Annotated in this window: 19 protein-coding genes and 1 pseudogene; 9 read left to right on the plus strand and 11 right to left on the minus strand. The window is 70.2% G+C overall.

Annotated elements, in window-relative coordinates; all coding sequences use genetic code 11:
* Nucleotides 1-178 precede the first annotated feature (178 nt).
* From OH735_RS03740 to OH735_RS03760, 5 genes are all read right to left on the minus strand, one after another.
* Nucleotides 179-865: an SDR family NAD(P)-dependent oxidoreductase gene (locus OH735_RS03740; RefSeq protein ID WP_406379443.1), complete on the minus strand. Its 687-nt coding sequence runs from the start codon at nucleotides 863-865 to the stop codon at nucleotides 179-181.
* Between the two features lie 43 nt (nucleotides 866-908).
* Nucleotides 909-1793, minus strand: a complete 885-nt coding sequence (locus tag OH735_RS03745; protein ID WP_406379444.1) for an LLM class flavin-dependent oxidoreductase — start codon at nucleotides 1791-1793, stop codon at nucleotides 909-911.
* On the minus strand, nucleotides 1793-3013 hold the full coding sequence (locus tag OH735_RS03750) for a nucleotide disphospho-sugar-binding domain-containing protein (protein WP_406379446.1): 1221 nt from the start codon (nucleotides 3011-3013) through the stop codon (nucleotides 1793-1795). The genes OH735_RS03745 and OH735_RS03750 overlap by 1 nt, the downstream gene beginning before the upstream one ends.
* Before the next feature lie 33 nt (nucleotides 3014-3046).
* Complete coding sequence (locus OH735_RS03755) at nucleotides 3047-4084, minus strand: LLM class flavin-dependent oxidoreductase (RefSeq protein WP_406379447.1); 1038 nt, start codon at nucleotides 4082-4084, stop codon at nucleotides 3047-3049.
* Nucleotides 4085-4197: 113 nt separating this feature from the next.
* A complete protein-coding gene (locus OH735_RS03760; RefSeq protein WP_406379449.1) occupies nucleotides 4198-5226 on the minus strand; it encodes a methyltransferase in 1029 nt (342 codons plus the stop codon).
* Nucleotides 5227-5456: 230 nt separating this feature from the next.
* On the opposite strand from OH735_RS03760, the gene OH735_RS03765 reads away from it, so the two are divergent.
* The gene (locus tag OH735_RS03765; RefSeq protein WP_406379451.1) at nucleotides 5457-5771 is read left to right on the plus strand and encodes an antibiotic biosynthesis monooxygenase family protein; all 315 of its coding nucleotides are present in this window, start codon (nucleotides 5457-5459) and stop codon (nucleotides 5769-5771) included.
* Between the two features lie 74 nt (nucleotides 5772-5845).
* Here the strand turns inward: OH735_RS03765 and OH735_RS03770 are convergent, their stop codons facing one another.
* The 3 genes from OH735_RS03770 to OH735_RS03780 all read right to left on the minus strand — a co-directional run bounded on the left by OH735_RS03770 (nucleotide 5846) and on the right by OH735_RS03780 (nucleotide 8232).
* A complete protein-coding gene (locus OH735_RS03770; protein WP_406379453.1) occupies nucleotides 5846-6025 on the minus strand; it encodes a hypothetical protein in 180 nt (59 codons plus the stop codon).
* A complete protein-coding gene (locus OH735_RS03775; protein WP_406379454.1) occupies nucleotides 6022-7833 on the minus strand; it encodes a fatty acyl-AMP ligase in 1812 nt (603 codons plus the stop codon). Before OH735_RS03775 ends, OH735_RS03770 begins: the two co-directional genes overlap by 4 nt.
* A gap of 141 nt (nucleotides 7834-7974) precedes the next feature.
* Nucleotides 7975-8232, minus strand: coding sequence for a DUF6059 family protein (locus tag OH735_RS03780; protein WP_406379456.1), 258 nt, complete (start codon nucleotides 8230-8232; stop codon nucleotides 7975-7977).
* A gap of 199 nt (nucleotides 8233-8431) precedes the next feature.
* Here OH735_RS03780 and OH735_RS03785 point away from each other — a divergent pair, with 199 nt between their 5' ends.
* From OH735_RS03785 to OH735_RS03820, 8 genes and pseudogenes are all read left to right on the plus strand, one after another.
* The gene (locus OH735_RS03785) at nucleotides 8432-10012 is read left to right on the plus strand and encodes an acyl-CoA carboxylase subunit beta (RefSeq protein ID WP_406379458.1); all 1581 of its coding nucleotides are present in this window, start codon (nucleotides 8432-8434) and stop codon (nucleotides 10010-10012) included.
* Nucleotides 10009-10248 carry an acyl-CoA carboxylase epsilon subunit gene (locus tag OH735_RS03790; protein WP_406379460.1) on the plus strand — a complete coding sequence of 80 codons (240 nt, stop codon included), beginning with the start codon at nucleotides 10009-10011 and terminating at the stop codon, nucleotides 10246-10248. Before OH735_RS03785 ends, OH735_RS03790 begins: the two co-directional genes overlap by 4 nt.
* Nucleotides 10249-11233: 985 nt before the next feature.
* Nucleotides 11234-12295 (plus strand): annotated as a pseudogene (locus OH735_RS03795) (IS110 family transposase); the annotation flags it as partial.
* 275 nt (nucleotides 12296-12570) lie between these two features.
* Nucleotides 12571-13035, plus strand: coding sequence for a fluoride efflux transporter CrcB (gene crcB, locus OH735_RS03800; RefSeq protein ID WP_406379462.1), 465 nt, complete (start codon nucleotides 12571-12573; stop codon nucleotides 13033-13035).
* A complete protein-coding gene (locus tag OH735_RS03805) occupies nucleotides 13032-13388 on the plus strand; it encodes a DUF190 domain-containing protein (protein WP_406379464.1) in 357 nt (118 codons plus the stop codon). The genes crcB (OH735_RS03800) and OH735_RS03805 overlap by 4 nt, the downstream gene beginning before the upstream one ends.
* Entirely contained in the window at nucleotides 13385-13759 is a 375-nt protein-coding gene (crcB, locus tag OH735_RS03810) for a fluoride efflux transporter CrcB (protein WP_406379465.1), read from the plus strand. Before OH735_RS03805 ends, crcB (OH735_RS03810) begins: the two co-directional genes overlap by 4 nt.
* Nucleotides 13760-13817: 58 nt before the next feature.
* Nucleotides 13818-14063, plus strand: a complete 246-nt coding sequence (locus OH735_RS03815; RefSeq protein WP_406379467.1) for an amidohydrolase family protein — start codon at nucleotides 13818-13820, stop codon at nucleotides 14061-14063.
* Nucleotides 14060-15166, plus strand: coding sequence for a C45 family autoproteolytic acyltransferase/hydolase (locus OH735_RS03820; protein ID WP_406379469.1), 1107 nt, complete (start codon nucleotides 14060-14062; stop codon nucleotides 15164-15166). Before OH735_RS03815 ends, OH735_RS03820 begins: the two co-directional genes overlap by 4 nt.
* A gap of 140 nt (nucleotides 15167-15306) precedes the next feature.
* On the opposite strand, the gene OH735_RS03825 is transcribed toward OH735_RS03820, so the two are convergent.
* From OH735_RS03825 to OH735_RS03835, 3 genes are all read right to left on the minus strand, one after another.
* Nucleotides 15307-15684, minus strand: coding sequence for a zf-HC2 domain-containing protein (locus OH735_RS03825; protein WP_406379471.1), 378 nt, complete (start codon nucleotides 15682-15684; stop codon nucleotides 15307-15309).
* A gap of 146 nt (nucleotides 15685-15830) precedes the next feature.
* Nucleotides 15831-16526 carry a response regulator gene (locus tag OH735_RS03830; protein WP_406379473.1) on the minus strand — a complete coding sequence of 232 codons (696 nt, stop codon included), beginning with the start codon at nucleotides 16524-16526 and terminating at the stop codon, nucleotides 15831-15833.
* Nucleotides 16498-17736 (minus strand): sensor histidine kinase, encoded by a 1239-nt coding sequence (locus OH735_RS03835; protein WP_406379475.1) that lies wholly within the window; start codon nucleotides 17734-17736, stop codon nucleotides 16498-16500. Before OH735_RS03835 ends, OH735_RS03830 begins: the two co-directional genes overlap by 29 nt.
* Nucleotides 17737-18037: the final 301 nt, after the last annotated feature.

An 18037-nucleotide genomic window follows, 5' to 3' on the forward strand; every position in this document is an offset into this window, starting at 1 on the left:
TCCTCCAGACCCACCTCGCGATGACGCCCCTGCCTCCGGCTCGGGGTCAGCACCACCTCTTCCCCCAGAGGACTTTCACCCCCAAGCCATCGCCCATGCTGGGCACACCATGCCAAAGGCGCCACTCCCGGAAAGGAGTGGCGCCCCTGCCGTGCGCCGCCCGGCGGTCCAGGCCGGGTCACCAGCCGACGACGGCCCCGCTGCGGAAGAAGACACCCGACTGCGCACCGTCCGGCAGCGTCGCCGCCCACACGATGTCGGTGGCGGCCTCCTGCGGCAGCCGCTCGGCGTCCGGGCGCATCCGGGTACGGACCAGACCGGGGTTGACCGCGTTCACCAGCACCCCGCTGCCGCCCGTTTCCTGAGCCAGCAGCACGGTGAGTGCGTTGAGCGCGGCCTTGGACACCGCGTACGCCGGAGTCCTGACGAACAGTCCGTTGGTGAACGACCCCGTGCCGCTTGAGACCATGACGACCCGTCCCCAACCGTTGCGCACCATGCTCGGCAGAAACGCCTGGGAGACCCGCCAGGCGCCCAGCAGGTTCACCGACAGCGTCTCCTCGACCGCGTGGACGGCGACTTCTGAGGGAGGCTGTCCCGCGTCGAGGAGGATCCCGGCGTTGTTGACCAGGACATCGACCGGTCCCACCCGCTCGGCGGCCTCCTTGACGGAGGCGTCGTCGGTGACGTCCAGGGCCACACCCGTGGCGCGCTCCCCGACCCGTTCGGCGGCCTCCCGGGCGGCCGCCCCGTCCCGGGCCGCCAGCACCACGCAGTGGCCTCGTTCGTGCAGCAGGGTGCTGACCGCCAGCCCGAGGCCCCGATTGGCCCCGGTCACCAGTGCGGTACGGCGTGACGACGACATCGTGGAACTCCTCAGCTCGAAGTGACGGATCCCGGGGCGTATTTCAGCGGCGCCGGCCGGGCCGGGACACGCCCTGAAAGACGGCGTCCGCGAGCCGGTCGAGCTGCTCCAGCCCGGCGTCGCACGGCATGAAGACGATCTCGTCGCAGCCGGCCGCCTCGTACTCCCGCACCGCCGACCGCAGCCGCCCCGCATCGGTGAATGCCATCCGTACGATCGACTCCGCGCGGCCGGAGAACGCGTAGTAGTCGAGTAGGTAGTCCTTGGCGTACTTGTCCGCCTGCGGGCCGAGCGCGAAGTAGAGCAGCGTCATCAGATGTGGCCGGTCGACCCGGCCGTATCTGCTCCAGGTCGCCTCGACGCGCTCCGCGTTGGCCCGGAACCCGCTGGGTGAACTTCCACCCGCGATCCAGCCGCGGCCGTGCGTCGCCGCCCGCCGGAACGCGGCCTCGGAGGTCCCGCCGAACATCAGCGGCAGCGGACCCCGGGGCACCGGGCCGACAGGTACCGGGTCGCCGGACGCGTCGCCCGACCAGATCCCCTGCAACTCCTCGATCATCGCGTCCAGCAGCCGGCCGCGGAGGGCGGGAGGCACGCCGGACACCGTGAAGTCGTCGTCCCGGTTCCCCGCCGCGAGCCCCAGCGTCAACCGGCCACTGGAGAGCCGGTCGACCGAGGCGAGCTGCTTGGCCAGCAACGGCGTGTTGTTCCGGTAAGGGGCCGTCAGGACCGTGGTCGCCAGGCCGATGCGCCGGGTGACCGCGGCCGCGGCGGCGAGCGTGACGAGCGGCTCGTAGTTGTCGTACACCAGGCGGTCGAGGACGCCGAGGGTGCTGAACCCGCGCTCTTCGGCACGGCGCGCCCATGCGGTGATCTCAGGGCCTTCCACACCGGGCACGGTGGAGGGCAGCCCCACCCCGATCCGCATCAGCGTCCTCCTTCGTGCTCGGTTCCCGTCGCGCCTGCGCCGCCGGCGAGATCCGCCAGGACCCCCGCAACATCGGCGGGCGCGGGCCGCGACGCGATCTCCTGCCGGACGGCCTCCGCGGCCTTCCGGTAGCCCGGTTGCTCCAGCAACTCCAGGACGGCGTCCCGGACACGCTCCGGGCCGGCTTCCTGCCGGGACAACGAGAGGCCCGCACCGGTTGCGGTGAACCGCTGCGCGTTGAACGTGTGGTCGATCAGCTGCGGCACCACCAACTGCGGCAGGCCCTGGGCCAGCCCGGTCAGAATCGTTCCCGCTCCGCCGTGCCCGACGACCAGGTCGCAGTGCGGCAGCACGGTGTGCAGCGGCACGGATTCCAGCACCTTCACCCGGGCGGGCACCGCTCCGAGGAGGTGCCGCTGCTCGCGCGCCACCGCCACCACGATCCCCACGTCGGCGGCGTCGAGCGCCGCGACGAGGTTCCCGGCGAGATACCTGCTCCCGTCGAGCCTGCCGATCGTCGTGCCCCAGGTAACACATACCCGCGGCCTGCGGCGGCGGGCCGGCGGAACCGGCGTCGGCACCCGCCCCGAACCGTTGTACGGGACGTAGCGCATCAGTTGGCTGCGGACCGGGCCGGGCCGCGCATCGTCGGGCACCTGCATGGCGGCGGGGCAGACGTCCACGGTCAGCGCGCCGGACAGGTCGGTTCCGTCCAGTCCGAAGCGCGCGTACAACGGGGCCAGTACCTCGCGTTCCAGCTCGGCTGTCGCCGCCCGGTGCATCAGGTCCGCGCCCCACGGAAAGCGCACGGCGGGCACGCCGAGGACCGATGCGGCCAACGGGCCCGCGTACGCGGTCGGTTCGTGGACGACGAGGTCGGGTCGCCAGGCCCTGCCGAACGCGACCAGGTCGTCCGCCATCGCCTCGGCCAGCTCGGCGAACAGCGAGACGGCGCGCGGGCCCTTCGCCCGGGGTGCCGGCAGCCCGCTGGGCCGCTCCGGCACGGTCCCTCCGGGGATGTAGGCCCGGATGCGGTCGACCGCGTCGATCCTGTCGGTGCCCACCTCGACGGCGGGCAGCCCGGAGGCGGCGATCACCCCGGCCAGCGCGGGAGGGCCGGCGACCCTCACGTCATGGCCCGCCGCCCGTAGTGCCCAGCCCAGCGGAACCATCTGGTAGTAGTGGGTCGGCCAGGCCCAGCTGGTGAAAAGTACCCGCATACTCTCCTCACACCCCTTCCGTGGAATGTGGAGTCACTGTCCCGCACTGCTGAGCCCGGCACAGCGGTGTGCCTGGGCGATCGCCCGCATCGTGTCGATCCGCTCGTCCAGGGTGCGGGCGTAGGGGGAGATCCCGAGCGTGGTGACGCCGGCTGCGGCGTACTCCGTCAGCCGCCGGGTGATGCGGTCCGCGGGCCCCAGCAGTGAGGTGCTGTCGATGAACTCCAGCGGCACCGCGGCCGCCGCCCCCAGGGCGTCACCCGCCTGGTAACGCTCCTGCACCTCTTCCGCCGCCGCTCCGTGGCCCATCTGTGCGGCCAGCCGGAAGTAGAAGTTGTTCTCCCGGTCGCCGAAGCTCATGAACCGGGCCACGTAGTGGCTGATGGGTTCCGCCGCCGCGGCCACGTCGTCACCGACCACCGCGGGAGCTGACACGAACGCGTCGAAACCGTCCAGGTCCGCGCCCGCCCGACGGCGTCCCGTACCCAGCGAGTCCAGCGCCTGCTTGGCGTGCTCGGGGGAGCAGAAGACGCCGACCCAGCCGTCGGCGATCTCGCCGGTGAGTTCGAGGCTGCGCGGCCCGACCGCCGCCAGATAGACCGGAAGCCGGGACCCGACGCCCTGGCCGGCGAGCCGGTACGCGCCGCCCTTGCTCCCGGGCAGCGGCAGCGCGAAGTGCTCACCCTGGTACGCCACCACTTCCCGGGCCAGCGTCAGCCGCACGATGTCGACGTACTCGCGGGTGCGGGCCAGGGGCTTGGCGAACGGGGCGCCGTGCCAGCCCTCGGTGACATGAGCGTTGGATATGCCCAGTCCCAGCCGGAACCTGCCGCGCGACAGCCCGTTCAGGGTCGCCGCGGTGAGTGCCATGCTGACGGGTGTCCGCGCGGGGATCTGGATGACCGTGGACAGCAGGTGGATACGACTGGTCCTGGCGGCGACCCAGCTGAGCACGGAGATCGCGTCGGAGCGGTAGCCCTCCGGGGCCGCGGCGACGTCGAATCCGAGTCGCTCGGCGGCCTGCGCGGTCTCCGCGCATCCCTCGGGTACGAGATTGATCCCGAGCCGCATGGCAGGTTCCCTTCCGAGAGGTTTTCAACATGGCCGTCCGGCGGGCCGCCCAGGTCCTGTCCACCCGGACAGGACCGCATGGCGTCCACCGGACATCAGGTACGTCCGGGGAATCAACGCCCCTTGTATCCGATGACCAGGGAGTCGGTGTTGCTCAGGACCTTGGCCTCGGTGCGGGTGAATCCGGCCTCGGTCATCCAGCCCTGGCAGTCCTCGGCGCTGTACTCGGAACCACCGTGGGTGACCAGCAGCATGTCCAGGCTGATCAGCAGGTTCACCAGGTCGGTGGGCTGTTCGGCCACCATCCGGTCGTACACCAGCAGCGCGCCGCCCGGCTGGACGGCCTCGTACGCCTTGGCGATCAGGCCGCGGCGCTGCTCCGTCGACCAGTTGTGCAGGACATGGCCCATGATCAGGATTTCGCCGCGGGGCATCGGGTCGGTGAAGAAGTCGCCGCCGGTGAAGGAGATGCGGCCCTCGGTGCCCAGGCTCTTCATGTGCTCGTCGAAGGCCGGCGAGACGTGCGGCAGGTCGAAGACCGTGGCCGTCAGATGTGGCTGGTCCTTCATGATGAGGGCGGACAGATTGCCGCGGGCGCCCCCGACGTCGACGAACGTGGAGTGGGGTGCCCAGTCGAAGGCGGCGGCCAGCTTCGGACCGACCTGGCTGTTGAGCGAGTCCATCATGGCGAGGAACTGCCGCAGGTGCTGCGGGTCGTCCGCCATCTGCCCGACGATGTCCCCGTCCTTACTGGACACCTGTGCTTCCCCGGTGCGCAGCGCGTCGGTGAGCCGGGTCCAGGCCGGGTAGAGCATGGAGTTGGCACGCTCGAGGAAGCCGCCCGCGTAGGAGGGCTTGCCGCGGTCCAGGAACCGGCCGGTCGACGGGCTGTTGCGGTACCGGCCGCCGTCGAGTTCGAGGAGGCCCAGCGTGACCAGCGCGGTGATGAAGTCACGGGCTCCGCGAGGGTGCAGACCGACCGCTGCGGACAGCTCGCCCTCGGTCATCGGTTTCTCCGCCAGGGTGGAGAAGACGTCCAGCTCCAGCGCGCTCAGGAGAATCTTGGCGTCGCAGAAGGCGGTGCCTAGCCGGATGAGGCTCTCCGGGCTGGAAACGTCCGTAGTGGAAGCATGAGTCGTCACCGACGGGTTCCTTTCTCCTGAATGCCAGAAGATCTTTCGGTTGCGTGGTCCGGATGCTTCGGTATGGGGCTCGAAGCGCGCTCGAGCGCCGATGGTCGCCGTTCCGTGGGCGACGGACGGCGCCCCGTGGGTGCAGCCGGTCTCGATCGTCCGTCGAGTGCGGTGCCGACCATGGACCTGGAGCCCAACAGGTCCGGGCTGGTAGCCCTTTGGTATTGGAGGCGGACGAGATGGCCGAGACCCTTCCATTCCGTGTGATCCTGCGGATGGAGATCTTCCCCGGTAAGGGGCCGGAGTTCGAACGCGTCTGGCTGGAAGTGGGCAAGGTCATCGCGGAGCAGCCGGCCAACCTCGGCCAGACGCTGATGCGCGCGGCGAAGGAGGAGGACGTCTACTACGTGCTCACCGACTGGCACGACGAGTCCAGCTTCCGTGACTTCGAACGCAGTGAGGCGCACGTGGGGCACCGGCGCAGGATCAGCCCGTTCCGCCGAACCGGGCAGATGATCCTCACTCAGGCCGTATTCGACCTGCGGCCCGCCTAGACCGTTCTCATGGCCCGCCGAGGGTGTCCATCCGGTCGCGGCGCCCGACCGGTTCCCTGGCACGAACCAGGCGTTCAGGGACCGAAGTCGTCGAGCATGCGCTCGGCATCGGACAGGAGTCTGCGGCCGGTATCGGCGGCAAAGAACCGTTCCGTGTTCAGCGGGTTCCCGGCATCGGCCGGAGCACCGAAGCGGCTCTCCAGGTCCGCGATGCGCTCCCGCACCGCGGTCTCCTCGACACCCGGTCCGGTCACGGCAGCCCCGCCGCGGATCCGGCCGTGGGCACGGCCGCGGAGCCAACTGTCTGCCGGGAGCCGGCGCCGACCAGCCCCTGCACCGCGGGAGCGATGACCCCGTGCAGCGGCTGGATGCCGCCGGTGAGGAACAGGTTCCGCATCACGGAGCGTTGCAGTTTTCCGCTGGTGGTGCGGCGGACGGTCCCAGGCCGTACCAGCAGCACCGTGTCGGCCGACACCTCGAACTCCTCGGCCACACACGACTGGATCGCCGCGGCAAGGGCGGGCAGCTCGGCGTCGTAGCCGCGGCCGGTACGAACCTCCTGGACGATGACGACGTGGTCCCGTTCGGCCTCCACGGAGAAGGCCGCGGCGGAGCCGAACAGCACGCTGACCTTCTGCACGCAGCGCTCCACGTCCTGGGGGTAGACGTTCCGCCCGGAGACGATCATCACATCCTTCCGTCGCCCCGTGACATACAGCTCCCCGTTCTCGTCGAGGAATCCCCGGTCGCCAGTACGGAAGAAGCCGCCCTCGCCCACGGTCGCGGTCCTGGCCTGGAAGACCTCGGCGGTCTCGTGCGGCCGCTTCCAGTAGCCCCGGGACACGCCCTCGCCGCGTATCCAGATCTCGCCGATGCACCCCTCGGGCAGCACATGGGCGCTGTCGGGGTCGACGATGCGCACATCTGCGCCGCGCACCCGCCCGGAACTGATCAAGGTCCTGGCAGGCTTCCTGCCGCCGCGGGGCGACAACAGCCGGTCGTGCAGGAGCTCTCCGGCGTCCACGGTGTGCCGGGCTGCCCGCTGTCCGGGGACACCGCCGGCGACCATGAGCGTCGCCTCGGCCATCCCGTACGCGGGATACATCGCCTCCGGTCTCAGTCCGGCCGGGGCGAACCGGTCGGCGAATGCGTCCAAGGTCTGAGCTTGCACCGGTTCGCCGCCGTTGACCGCCGTCCGCCAGGACGACAGGTCCAGGGTGGCGATCTGTTCGTCATCGATCCGGCGCAGGCACAGGTCGTAGGCGAAGTTGGGGCCGCCGCCGACGGTGACGTCGTAGCGCCCGATCATCTCGAGCCAGCGGACAGGATGCTTGGCGAAGGTGACGGCCGGCATCAGCACTCCCGTGGCGCCGAGCCACAGTGGGTGCAGGATCTGCCCGGTGAGCCCCATGTCGTGGTGGGAGGGCAGCCAGCCGCCGACGACGGAGTCCGCGGTGGTCGCCAGGGCCCCGGCGATGGCCCGCTGGTTGGCAAGCAGATTGCGGTGGGAGACCATCACGCCTTTCGGTTCGCTGACCGAGCCGGAGGTGTACTGGAGGAACGCGGTGTCGTCCGGGGCGAGGTCCGGCATCCGCCAGGCGTCGGGCTCCGCGAGTCCCGGCCGGTCGGCGGCGAGGCACACGACATCGGCATGGCCCGCGCAGGCGAGCAGCTGTGAGACCGCCGGTGCCGTCGCCGCATCGGTGAGCACGAAAGAGGCGGCGGCGTCCTTGACCATTCCGACGAAGCGTTCGGCGTTCTTCCGCGCGCCGAGCGGCGACGGTGCCGGGACGGCGACGGCACCCGCGTAGAGACAGCCGAGGAAGCTCGTCACATGAAGCCCCGTATCGCTGTTCAGGACGAGCACCCGCTGCCCCGCGGCGCCCCGTTCCTGGAGCCACGAGGCGATTCGGCGGGCGGCAAGGCCAAGTTCGCGATACGTCATCCGTCCGGCGTCGAGGCCGCCGTCGGCTGACTCGTGCACGAACAGATAGGCGTCATGGTTCGCTCGCTCCTCCACAGTTGCGCACGTCAGTTCGATGAAGTGTCTGGGGTCGTCCATCTCTTCCCGCCTGTGAACTGTCGGGCTTCCCGGTGTGCTTCCGGGCCCAAGCCTGGGGGGTCCCGCTCGAGCCCTGGTCGAAGCTTTCAAAATGCCCGGTGCCGCTCACGGCACGACAAACTGCAGCAACCGGCCCCCTGGCTACAACTGGTCCCCGGGCAGCAGCCGGTCGAGGTCCTGGAGCTGTTCCTGCAGCGCGCGTTCGGCCTCGGTCAGCGGGACGTCGGGCCGCAGGCGCTCCGGATGCGACGGCGGCGGGTCCGCGCCTCGTACAGGACCCGGATCGACCGATGGCACGATCACCCACATGGCACCCGCCTGCACCAGAGCCCGCCCCACGGGCCGCAGCAGGGAGCCCACCAGCCGCCGCACGGTGAAGAACTGTCCCCATCGACTCATACCAGCGGCTCCCTGCTCCCGGTGTCCCGCACAACGTCCTCCCCCGGGCTCGACCGGCGCTCAAGGCCGCCTCGGGGCCGGAGGAAGCCCCGGCAGTCGCGCCGCCCGCGTCCGGGGACCTTCCAGTTCGCCTTGAGCGGCAGGCTGCACCGTCGGCTGGTTGCAAGCCCGACTACCTCCGAGGAAGGGAAGGGCAGCCATGAGCACCGCCGAGGAAGCCACGGCCACACCGCATCTACGGGACCGGGTGCTGGAACTCACCGTGCTGCGCGACAGCGTGCTGCGCGGTCCCAGCGAGCGAGCGACCGAGGCGCAGCACTCCAAAGGCAAGCTGACAGCGCGTGAACGCCTCGGGTTACTTTTCGACGAGGGCGGATTCACCGAGCTGGAAGGACTGCGCCGGCACCGGGCGACCGGCTTCGGCATGGAGGACAAGCGGCCCCACACCGACGGCGTGGTGACCGCGTGGGGACTCGTGAACGGCCGCACGGTCTTCGCCTACGCCCATGACTTCCGGATCTTCGGCGGAGCGCTGGGAGAGGCCCACGCCGAGAAGATCCACAAGTTGATGGACCTGGCAGAGGCGGCCGGGGCGCCGATCGTGGGCCTGTGCGACGGCGCCGGCGCGCGGATCCAGGAAGGTGTCACTGCGCTGGCCGGCTACGGCGGGATCTTCCAGCGCAACGTCCGCAACTCCGGGGTACTGCCCCAGATCAGCGTGGTCCTGGGCCCGTGCGCCGGCGGCGCCGCGTACTCCCCCGCGCTGACCGACTTCGTGTTCATGGTGCGCGGCACGGCACAGATGTTCATCACCGGGCCCGACGTGGTGCAAGCGGTCACCGGCGAGGTGATCTCGATGGACGCGCTGGGCGGCGCGGACGCCCACGCCTCGGTCTCGGGCGTGGCAGGTTTCGCGTACGACGACGAGGAGAGCTGCCTGGAGGACGTGCGCTTCCTCCTGTCCCTGCTGCCGTCGAACAACCGCGAACTGCCGCCCTTCGCCGTGTCCGACGACCCCGCCGACCGGCGCACGGAAGCGCTGCTGGATCTGGTGCCGGCCGACCCCAACCGCGCGTACGACATGCGCAAGGTGATCGAGGAAATCGTCGACGACGGCGACGTCTTCGAGGTGCACGAGAACTGGGCGGTCAACATGGTCTGCGCGCTGACCCGGCTGGGCGGGCAGGTGACCGGCATCGTCGCCAACCAGCCGGCTTCCCTGGCTGGCGTGCTCGACATCCACGCCTCCGAAAAAGCCGCGCGCTTCGTGCAGTTGTGTGACGCCTTCAATATCCCGTTGGTCACCCTGGTGGACGTCCCCGGCTTCCTGCCCGGCGTGGACCAGGAGCATGGCGGGATCATCCGGCACGGTGCGAAGCTGCTGTACGCGTACTGCAATGCGACGGTTCCCCGCGTCCAGCTGATCCTGCGCAAGGCCTACGGCGGCGCATACATCGTCATGGACTCCCGGTCGATCGGCACCGATGTGTCGCTGGCGTGGCCGACCAACGAGATCGCCGTGATGGGTGCGGAGGGAGCGGCGAACGTCATCTTCCGGCGGGAGATCGCCGCGGCCGAGGACCCCGACGCGATCCGCGCCCAACTGGTCAAGGAGTACCGGACCGAGCTGATGCACCCCTTCTACGCCGCCGAACGCGGCCTCGTCGACGATGTGATCCACCCGGCCGAGACCCGCTCCCGGCTGATCGGCGCGCTGACCATGCTGCGGACCAAGTACGCGGCGCAGCCCAGCCGCAAGCACGGGAACCAGCCGCAGTGACCGCTGCCGAGCCGGTTCCCGGGCCGGTCATACGTGTCGTACGGGGAGCAGCCGACGCGGCCGAACTGGCGGCTGTGGCCGTGGTCCTGCTCACCGTCGCACGCTCGCGTGAACACGCAGCCGCCCACGCCGACGACGAGGAGCCGGCGGCGACTCCTTTCCGCCGCGAAGGCGGGCACCGCCCCGGCGGCGCGTGGCTAAGCCGCGACGCCCCGGCCTGGAAGCCGGCTGTGTGACCGCCGTGGAGGAGCAGGAGCAGACGACGACCCTTCCCCCCGTTAGGTTTTTCGCGGTCCTGCAAGAGGGCCGCTGGCCTCCGGGCCCGGCATGACTGTGTCCCCCTGTCGAACGGATGACCTGGGGGGGGTGGTGTCAGTGCGCCGTGAGGCGCTGGTGCGCCGTGAGGCGCGATGAATCGAGGGAGGTGCAAGACCTCCTCGCCGGGTTGTCGCAGCAGCCTGGTGGGAGCTGAGCGCAGTCCGACCCGGGAGACGCCGGGGAGGGCGGGAAGCAGCGCTGACAAAGCCGGGACTGCTCGGAACTACCAGACGGGCCGGGTCCGGCAAGCGAGATCAGAGGGCATACGAGAGGAATCAGTGGTAAAGCTCCGTAAGCGTGACACCGGCTCAAATCTGGTGGATATGGGCCGGGTGCGGTGCGTCCTCGAACCGGGTGACCGGAGCGGGGAACTCCTGGGCGGGCTTTGACATGCCTGTCGGGAGGCCACGGTGAAGTGCTGCGGGGTAGCCGTGGCGATGCCGCAGGGACAGAGCTGGGCTCCTACTTCGTCGAGCGAGTTGCAGTGAACACGGGAACCGTTCCGGCTCACGCCCTCTGTCAAGGATCCGTCCTGGTGGACGGGCTGGGTTCATCGTCAGCCGATCGGGCCGGGACGGGGCGGAGTCGCCGTAGTACTCCGAGCACGCGAGAGGCGCGTACATGGGGAAGGGCGGCAGCGGTATCGAGAAGGGAAGGAGGCTGCAATGCCGAAAGACGCACCGCTGAACGGCGGTGCCCCACCTGTCGAGGACCCGGAAGAGTCTGGTGGGCGGGTATCGGGGATGCAGGCCAAGCTTCACCGTTGGGCGGCGGCCGATCCCGGCCTCAGGTTCGACGACCTGTTCAATTTCGTGCACGACCCGATGACGCTGCGTTACGCGTTCTACCGGGTCGCAGGTAACGAGGGGGCCCGGACTGCGGGCATGGACGGCGTCACCGTCGACCGCGAAGTTCGGCACCGTCCTGGTGATCGTGGACCAGCCCGCCTCGATCGGCGCCCTCCCGCTGGCCGTGGCCCGCGACGCGGGCTGCAAGGTCGCCTACCTGCCCGGCCTGGCGATGCGCCGGATCGCCGACCTGTATCCGGGCGAGGCGAAGACCGACGCGCGTGACACGGCGGTGATCGCGGACGCGGCCCGCACCCTGCCGCACACCCTGCGCTCTCTGGAACTGACCGACGAGATCACCGCCGAGCTGACCGTGCTCGTCGGCTTCGACCAGGACCTGGCCGCCGAGGCCACCCGCACGTCCAACCGGATACGCGGCCTGCTCACCCAGTTCCACCCAAGCCTCGAGCGTGTCCTGGGCCCCCATCTCGACCACCAGGCCGTCACCTGGCTGATTGAACGCCACGGATCCCCGGCCGCACTGCGAAAGGCCGGACGCCGCCGCCTCGTCGAACTCGTCCGGCCCAAGGCCGCGCGCATGACCACCCGGCTGATCGACGACGTCTTCGACGCGCTCGACGAGCAGACCGTCGTCGCGCCAGGGACCAGCACCCTCGACATCGTCGTTCCCTCCCTGGCCCGCTCGCTCGCGGCCGTCCAGGAACAGCGCCGGACCCTGGAAGCCCAGATCAACACCCCGCTGGAGGCTCACCCTCTTTCCCTGGTCCTGACGTCGATGCCCGGCGTCGGCGTCAGGACCGCCGCCGTCCTGCTGGTCACCGTCCAAGACGGCACCAACTTCCCCACCGCCGCCCACCTCGCCTCCTACGCCGGCCTCGCCCCCACCACGAAATCGTCCGGCACATCGATCCACGGCGAGCACGCACCCCGAGGCGGCAACCGGCAACTCAAACGCGCCATGTTCCACTCCGCCTTCGCCTGCATGAACGCCGATCCCGCCTCCCACACCTAATACGACAAGCAGCGCGCCCGCGGCAAAACCCACACCCAGGCCCTCCTCCGCCTCGCCCGCCAACGCACCAGCGTCCTGTTCGCCATGCTCCGAGACGGCACCTTCTACGAGTCCCGAACCCCCACTGTCACACTCGCCGCATGACCAAGATGAAAACCCTCAAAACCGGCAGCACGAACCTGACGAAGAACATAGAGGCACCCCCCACCGCACCGCTCGGACAGGAGAACGTTCCCGGCACCCGCTAGGCTTGCCCGAGGCGGTGGTCCCGTACGCACCGCACGGCGGTGGGGCCCGCCGTACCCGAACCGCGGCAACGACGCCGCCAACGGTCCCTACTTGCGACGCGCACTTCACGCATGCCCGTGCCCGGCGAGTAGGAGACGTACGTGGAAGAGTCCCGGAGCCCGATCCCCCCGATGGTGAACGAACCCGTCGACCCCGATGTCGATCTCCACGGTGCCGCGCAGCACGGAGAACTCCGGCTGCGCCAGGGCCCGGTGGTGGCCGCTGTCGCGCTCGGCGGCGGGGTGGGGGCGGCCGCACGGTACGGAGCCTCGCTCCTGTGGCCCACCGCGGCCGATGCCTTCCCGTGGACGACCCTGGCCGTCAACACCATCGGCTGCGCGGTCATCGGCGTCTTCATGGTCGTGATCACCGACGTCTGGGCGGCCCACCGGCTCGTACGCCCCTTCTTCGGCACCGGCGTCCTCGGCGGCTTCACCACCTTCTCCACGTACGCCACCGACATCCAACGCCTGGTGGAGGGGCGCGAAGCACGCACCGCCCTGGCCTACCTGGCACTCACGCTGCTCGCCGCCATGGCCTCCGTGTGGATCGCGGTCACCGTGACGCGACGTGTCATCGAATGGAGGCAGCCATGAGGCTCACCGGTTCCGCGCTGCGCGTCACCATCTTCATCGGCGAGAACGACATGTGGCACCACAAACCCGTGTTCACCGAGATCGTCCACCGGGCCCGCAGGGCCGGCCTGGCCGGCGCCTCCGTCTTCCGCGGAATCGAAGGCTTCGGCGCCTCCTCCCTGATCCACACGACGCGGTTGCTGTCCCTGAGCGAGGACCTGCCGGTCGCGATCGTGATCGTCGACACCGATGACCGGATCCGCGCCTTCCTGCCGCAACTGGACGAACTCGTCACCGAGGGGCTCGTCGTCCTCGACGACTGCGAGGTCATCCGCTACACGGGCCGCCACGCCCGTGCCGAGGAGGGGCAGTGAACTGGCTGCTCGTGATCGCGGGCGCCATGGTCGGAGCCCCCCTGCGCTATCTGACCGACCGCACGGTCCAGTCCAGGCACGACAGCCTCTTCCCGTGGGGCACCTTCACGGTCAACGTCGTCGGCTGCCTGGTCCTCGGGCTGCTCACCGGCGCGGTCGCGGCCAAAGCCGCCTCCTCCGACGTACAACTGCTTCTCGGCACCGGCCTGTGCGGGGCGCTCTCGACGTACTCCACCTTCTCCTACGAAACGCTGCGCCTGACCCAGGACGGTGCCCGGCTCTACGCCGCGGCGAACATCGCGGTGAGTGTGGTGGCCGGGCTCGGAGCCGCGTTCACCGGCACGGCGCTCGCCCAGGCCGTCTGGGGATAGCCGCTCCTCGGGCGGGCGCTCGCACCGCCGCCCGGTCGAGGAGTCCGACGCGGCGCCCGTGCAGCCCGGCCAGGCGGTCTCCGCGCGCGAGGCGTACACCGGCATGACCGCCGCCGCGGCGTACGCCGCCGGCGCGTCCGCCGAACTCGGGCGGATCGCGCCCGGCTGCCTCGCCGACCTCACCGTCTTCGCGACCAACCCGCTCGAACTCGCCCCTGAAGCACAGCCCGGCAACGCCGTCCTCTCGACGATCGTCGGCGGTGCCGTACAGCTCCACACGAATACCGCGAAAGGATGCTCGTGACCACGACGTCGATCCCCCGCCCCGAACACCGCCGCCACGTCAAGGCCGCCGACGCCGACCCGCACGCCCGCGGCATCGCCCGCGGGAAGCAAATGCGCGACGGCATCCCCGCCGCGATCGAGGCGTACGACCGGCTCTTCGCCCTCGGTTCCATCGTCCCCGCCCAGGTACGCGAGGACGCCGAGCGCGCCCTCGACGTCATCGGGCGGTTCCACCCCAGAACGCGTGCCGAGATCGAAGGCATCGCCCGCGGGTCCGGCATCGAGCCGTGGCGCATCGGCGCCCTCAACGCGCGCACCGAGATCCTGGCACGCAGCGCCACCGTGCCGCCCGGCGAATGCACCACGATCGTGCGCCGCGTCACCGGCGCCGGCGGGTCGGCGCCACGCACGTTCGGCGTCCAGACATGGGACTGGCACATCGAGCTGAGCGCCCTGTGGCACACGCTGGAGGTCCGCGGCGGCCGTCACGACTTCGTCGGCCTCACCGAGGACGGCATCCTCGGCAAGATCGGCATCAACAGCGCCGGACTCGCCCTGCACTTCAACATCCTCGGGCACGTCCAGGACGGCATCGGCGGCATCCCCGTGCACGTGCTCGCGGCGATCGTCCTCGAAGAGGCGGGCAGCGTCGTCGAGGCCGTCGAGATCGTGCGCGGCGCACCCCTCACCTCGTCCGGTTCGTTCGCCCTCTTCGACGAGACGGACGCGGTCCTCCTCGACCTGAGCCCGGTCGGCGTGTTCTCGATGGAGCCCGAACACGACACGCTCGTGCGCACCAACCACTTCCTGACGCCGACCCCCGCCGCGGACGAGAAGACGTGGCTCTACCAGCCCGATTCGGGCGAACGCTACGACTTCGTCCGCGCACGTCTCACGCGCGCACAACCGCCGGCCACGCTCGACGACCTCACGGGCCACCTCGTGACCGGGGACGGTGAGCCGCCAGTGACCTGCCTGCCCGACATGGACAAACCGCTCGGCCAGCGCTGGGCGAGTCTCGCGACCGTCGCCCTCGAACCGGCGACGCGCTCCGCCAGGATCCTCGACGGCACACCCGCCGACATCGGCTCGCGCGACTGGCGCATCCTCACCGCCGGCTGATCCGGACGCGGCCCGCCCGTGGGCGGCATGGGCGGGCTGCCGCGGCGGGGACGGCGGCCGGCCCGTCCAGGTCCGCGAGAGACCCGTCGGGGCCGGTGCCGTTGTGTCCCGGGATACGTCGCCGCTGCCGCCAGGGCTGTTCACCTGATGCACGACGTGGTCTTGCTGACCCACTGGGACAGTGTGATCTGCGTCGTCGGGGCGGCCCGGTACGGCCCGGCGTGACCAGGGGACGCGTGGCCGCGTTCGGCCCGGGTGGCCGCGCACGCCCGCCTGTTCCGGCCCTGGCCGGAAGCCAGGGCGTCACGCAGCAGGGTCAGGTGTGCGGGCACCGCCGCACGGCAGTCGCGCTCGTCCCGGCACGTGGCGCAGGTCGCCAGGTGAGCCCCCACGGCGCTCGCCTCATCGGGTGCGAGCATCCCGAGTCCGAGTCCGGCCAGTAGTTCACGGATCCTGCGGCAGTCCTCGACGACGGGCTTCTCACCGGACATCTTGGTCAAGCAGTGGGCTTCGATCATGGCGAAACCTCCGTTCTTGGTCCCACCTTCGCCCAGCGACGGCCCCTGGCGCGTCGTCCCCACACAGTGATTCCCGACTACCACGGCTGCGGTATCCGGTACGCCCGACTACTTCCGGGTCCCCACGCGGAACAGCGTGTGAACGCTTACGCGGGCACCTCTGGGGGATTCGGCTCGGCCGACGGACAGACCAGCCCGCACTGATAGGCGACGACCACGAGCTGGGCACGGTCACGAGCCGCGAGCTTGGTCATCGCCCGGTTGACGTGGGTCTTGGCGGTGAGCGGGCTGACGAACAGCCGATCGGCGATCTCATCGTTCGACAGGCCCAGTGCGACGAGGATCGTGACGTCGCGCTCCCGCGGCGTCAAGCATTCCAGCCGCTCGTGCACGGCCACCGGACATGGATCCGGCTGGGCCAGAAACCGGGTGATCAACGCCCGTGTCGCCGTCGGGGACAGCAACGCCTCGCCGCCCGCGACGGTGCGGACGGCTTCGATGAGCTCCTCAGGTCGCGCCCCCTTGCCGAGAAAGCCGCTCGCACCCGCACGCAACGCCTCGGCGACGTGCTCGTCGTCCTCGAAGGTGGTCAGGATGAGCACCTTCACACCTGCGAGATCCTCGGACTCACTGATGAGCTGTGTCGCCTCCAGGCCGTCCATCTCCGGCATGCGGATGTCCATCAGGACCACATCCGGGTGCTGTGCGCCGGCCAGCTCGACCGCCTCGCGTCCGTTGGACGCCTCCGCCACGGTCTCCATGTCGTCCGTGGCGTCGAACAGCATTCTGAAGGTGCCCCGCAGCAGCGCCTGATCATCGGCAAGCAGTACGCGAATCGTCATGCCCATCTCTCCGATCCCATGCCGGGTCGGGACGACTGGGGCGCAGCGGCAGTTCGGCCGTCACGGTGAATCCGCCCTCGGGGCGTGGTCCCGCGTGCAGCCTGCCCCCGATCGTGGCAGCCCGCTCACGCATGCCGATCAGCCCGTGACCGACCCCTGGCTCAGGATGGTGCGGTCCGGCGGACCCGTCGTCCTCGACGGTGATCGTAAGCCGTTCACGGTGGTAGTGCAGGAACAGCCGGGCACAGTCGGCTCCGGCGTGCTTGCGCACATTGGTCAGGGACTCCTGCACGATGCGGTACGCGGCCAGGTCGACCGCAGGCTCCAGCGGTTCGCTGTCGCCGCACCGGGTGTGGCTCACGGCCAGCCCGGCGCGTTCGAACGACGCCAGCAGGGCCGGCACCTGCGCCAGGCCCGGCATCGGATCGCGCAACGCCACCGGATCGTCGGACTGCCTGAGCAGGCCCACGGTCACCCGCAGTTCGTCCAGGGCGGAGCGGCTGGTGTCCCGGATGTCCTCCAGAGCCGTGAGGATTTGTTCCGGTCGCTGGTCCACCAGGTGGACGGCGACGCCTGCCTGCGCGTTGATCAAGGCGATGTGGTGCGCGACGATGTCGTGCAGTTCGCGTGCGATCCGGACCCGTTCGGCCGCCACTCGCTGCCGTGCCTCCTGCTCGCGGGTGCGCTCGGCGTGCTCCGCCCGTTCCTCCACGGCCGCCACATAGGCGCGGCGTGAGCGCACCCCGTCCCCGACGGCGGCCGGCAGAGCCGTCCAGGCCAGCATCGCGACCGTGTCCGGGTCCAGCCACGACTTCGCGGTGAACACCGAAGCGGCGCTAATCAGGACGCCAGCCGAGACGGACGCCGCGGTCCAGGCGGTACGCCGGTCGGTCCGCACCGCCACGTTGTAGACGGACACCAGAACCGGGCTTGCCACCAACGGGCTGTCCCGGATCCCGAGTATCTGAAAGACCACCCCGCAGCCAATGGTGATGACCAGTACGCCGAACGGGTTACGACGCCGCCACACCAACGCGGAGCAGCCGATGGCTGCCACCAGTACCGCGGGCCAACGCACCAAGAATTGATGCTGGTGCGGTACGACCGAGGCAGCCACGACCGACAGCACGAACAACACCGCCGCGCACATCGCGTCCACCACGCGGCTCCGGGTTTGCGCTCCCGGCCTCAAACCGTTGATCACCGCCATGCATCCACCGTAGGGTCGACGGCCGAATCGGGCATCGTCGCGCCACGGCAGGGTGCGCCCGGGAACGGGAACGCGGTGGGCCACCGCGAACCCATGACGGCGACTCGCGGCCGCCGGCTGCCGCTCGTCGGTGTGATTGCCAGAACGGCAAACCATGGCTGTTGGCGGGGGCGTGATCGGAGTCCGACGCGCATCCGATCGGATGACGCGGCGCGACTCTCGACGGGCTGGAGTACGAACCTGATCCGCCGAGCTTCACGCCTCGGATCACCGTGGCCGCGGAGCTGTGCTCGGGGCGGGT

Origin of the sequence: Streptomyces sp. NBC_01618 (assembly GCF_045209435.1) — a bacterium.
GTDB lineage: Bacteria > Actinomycetota > Actinomycetes > Streptomycetales > Streptomycetaceae > Streptomyces.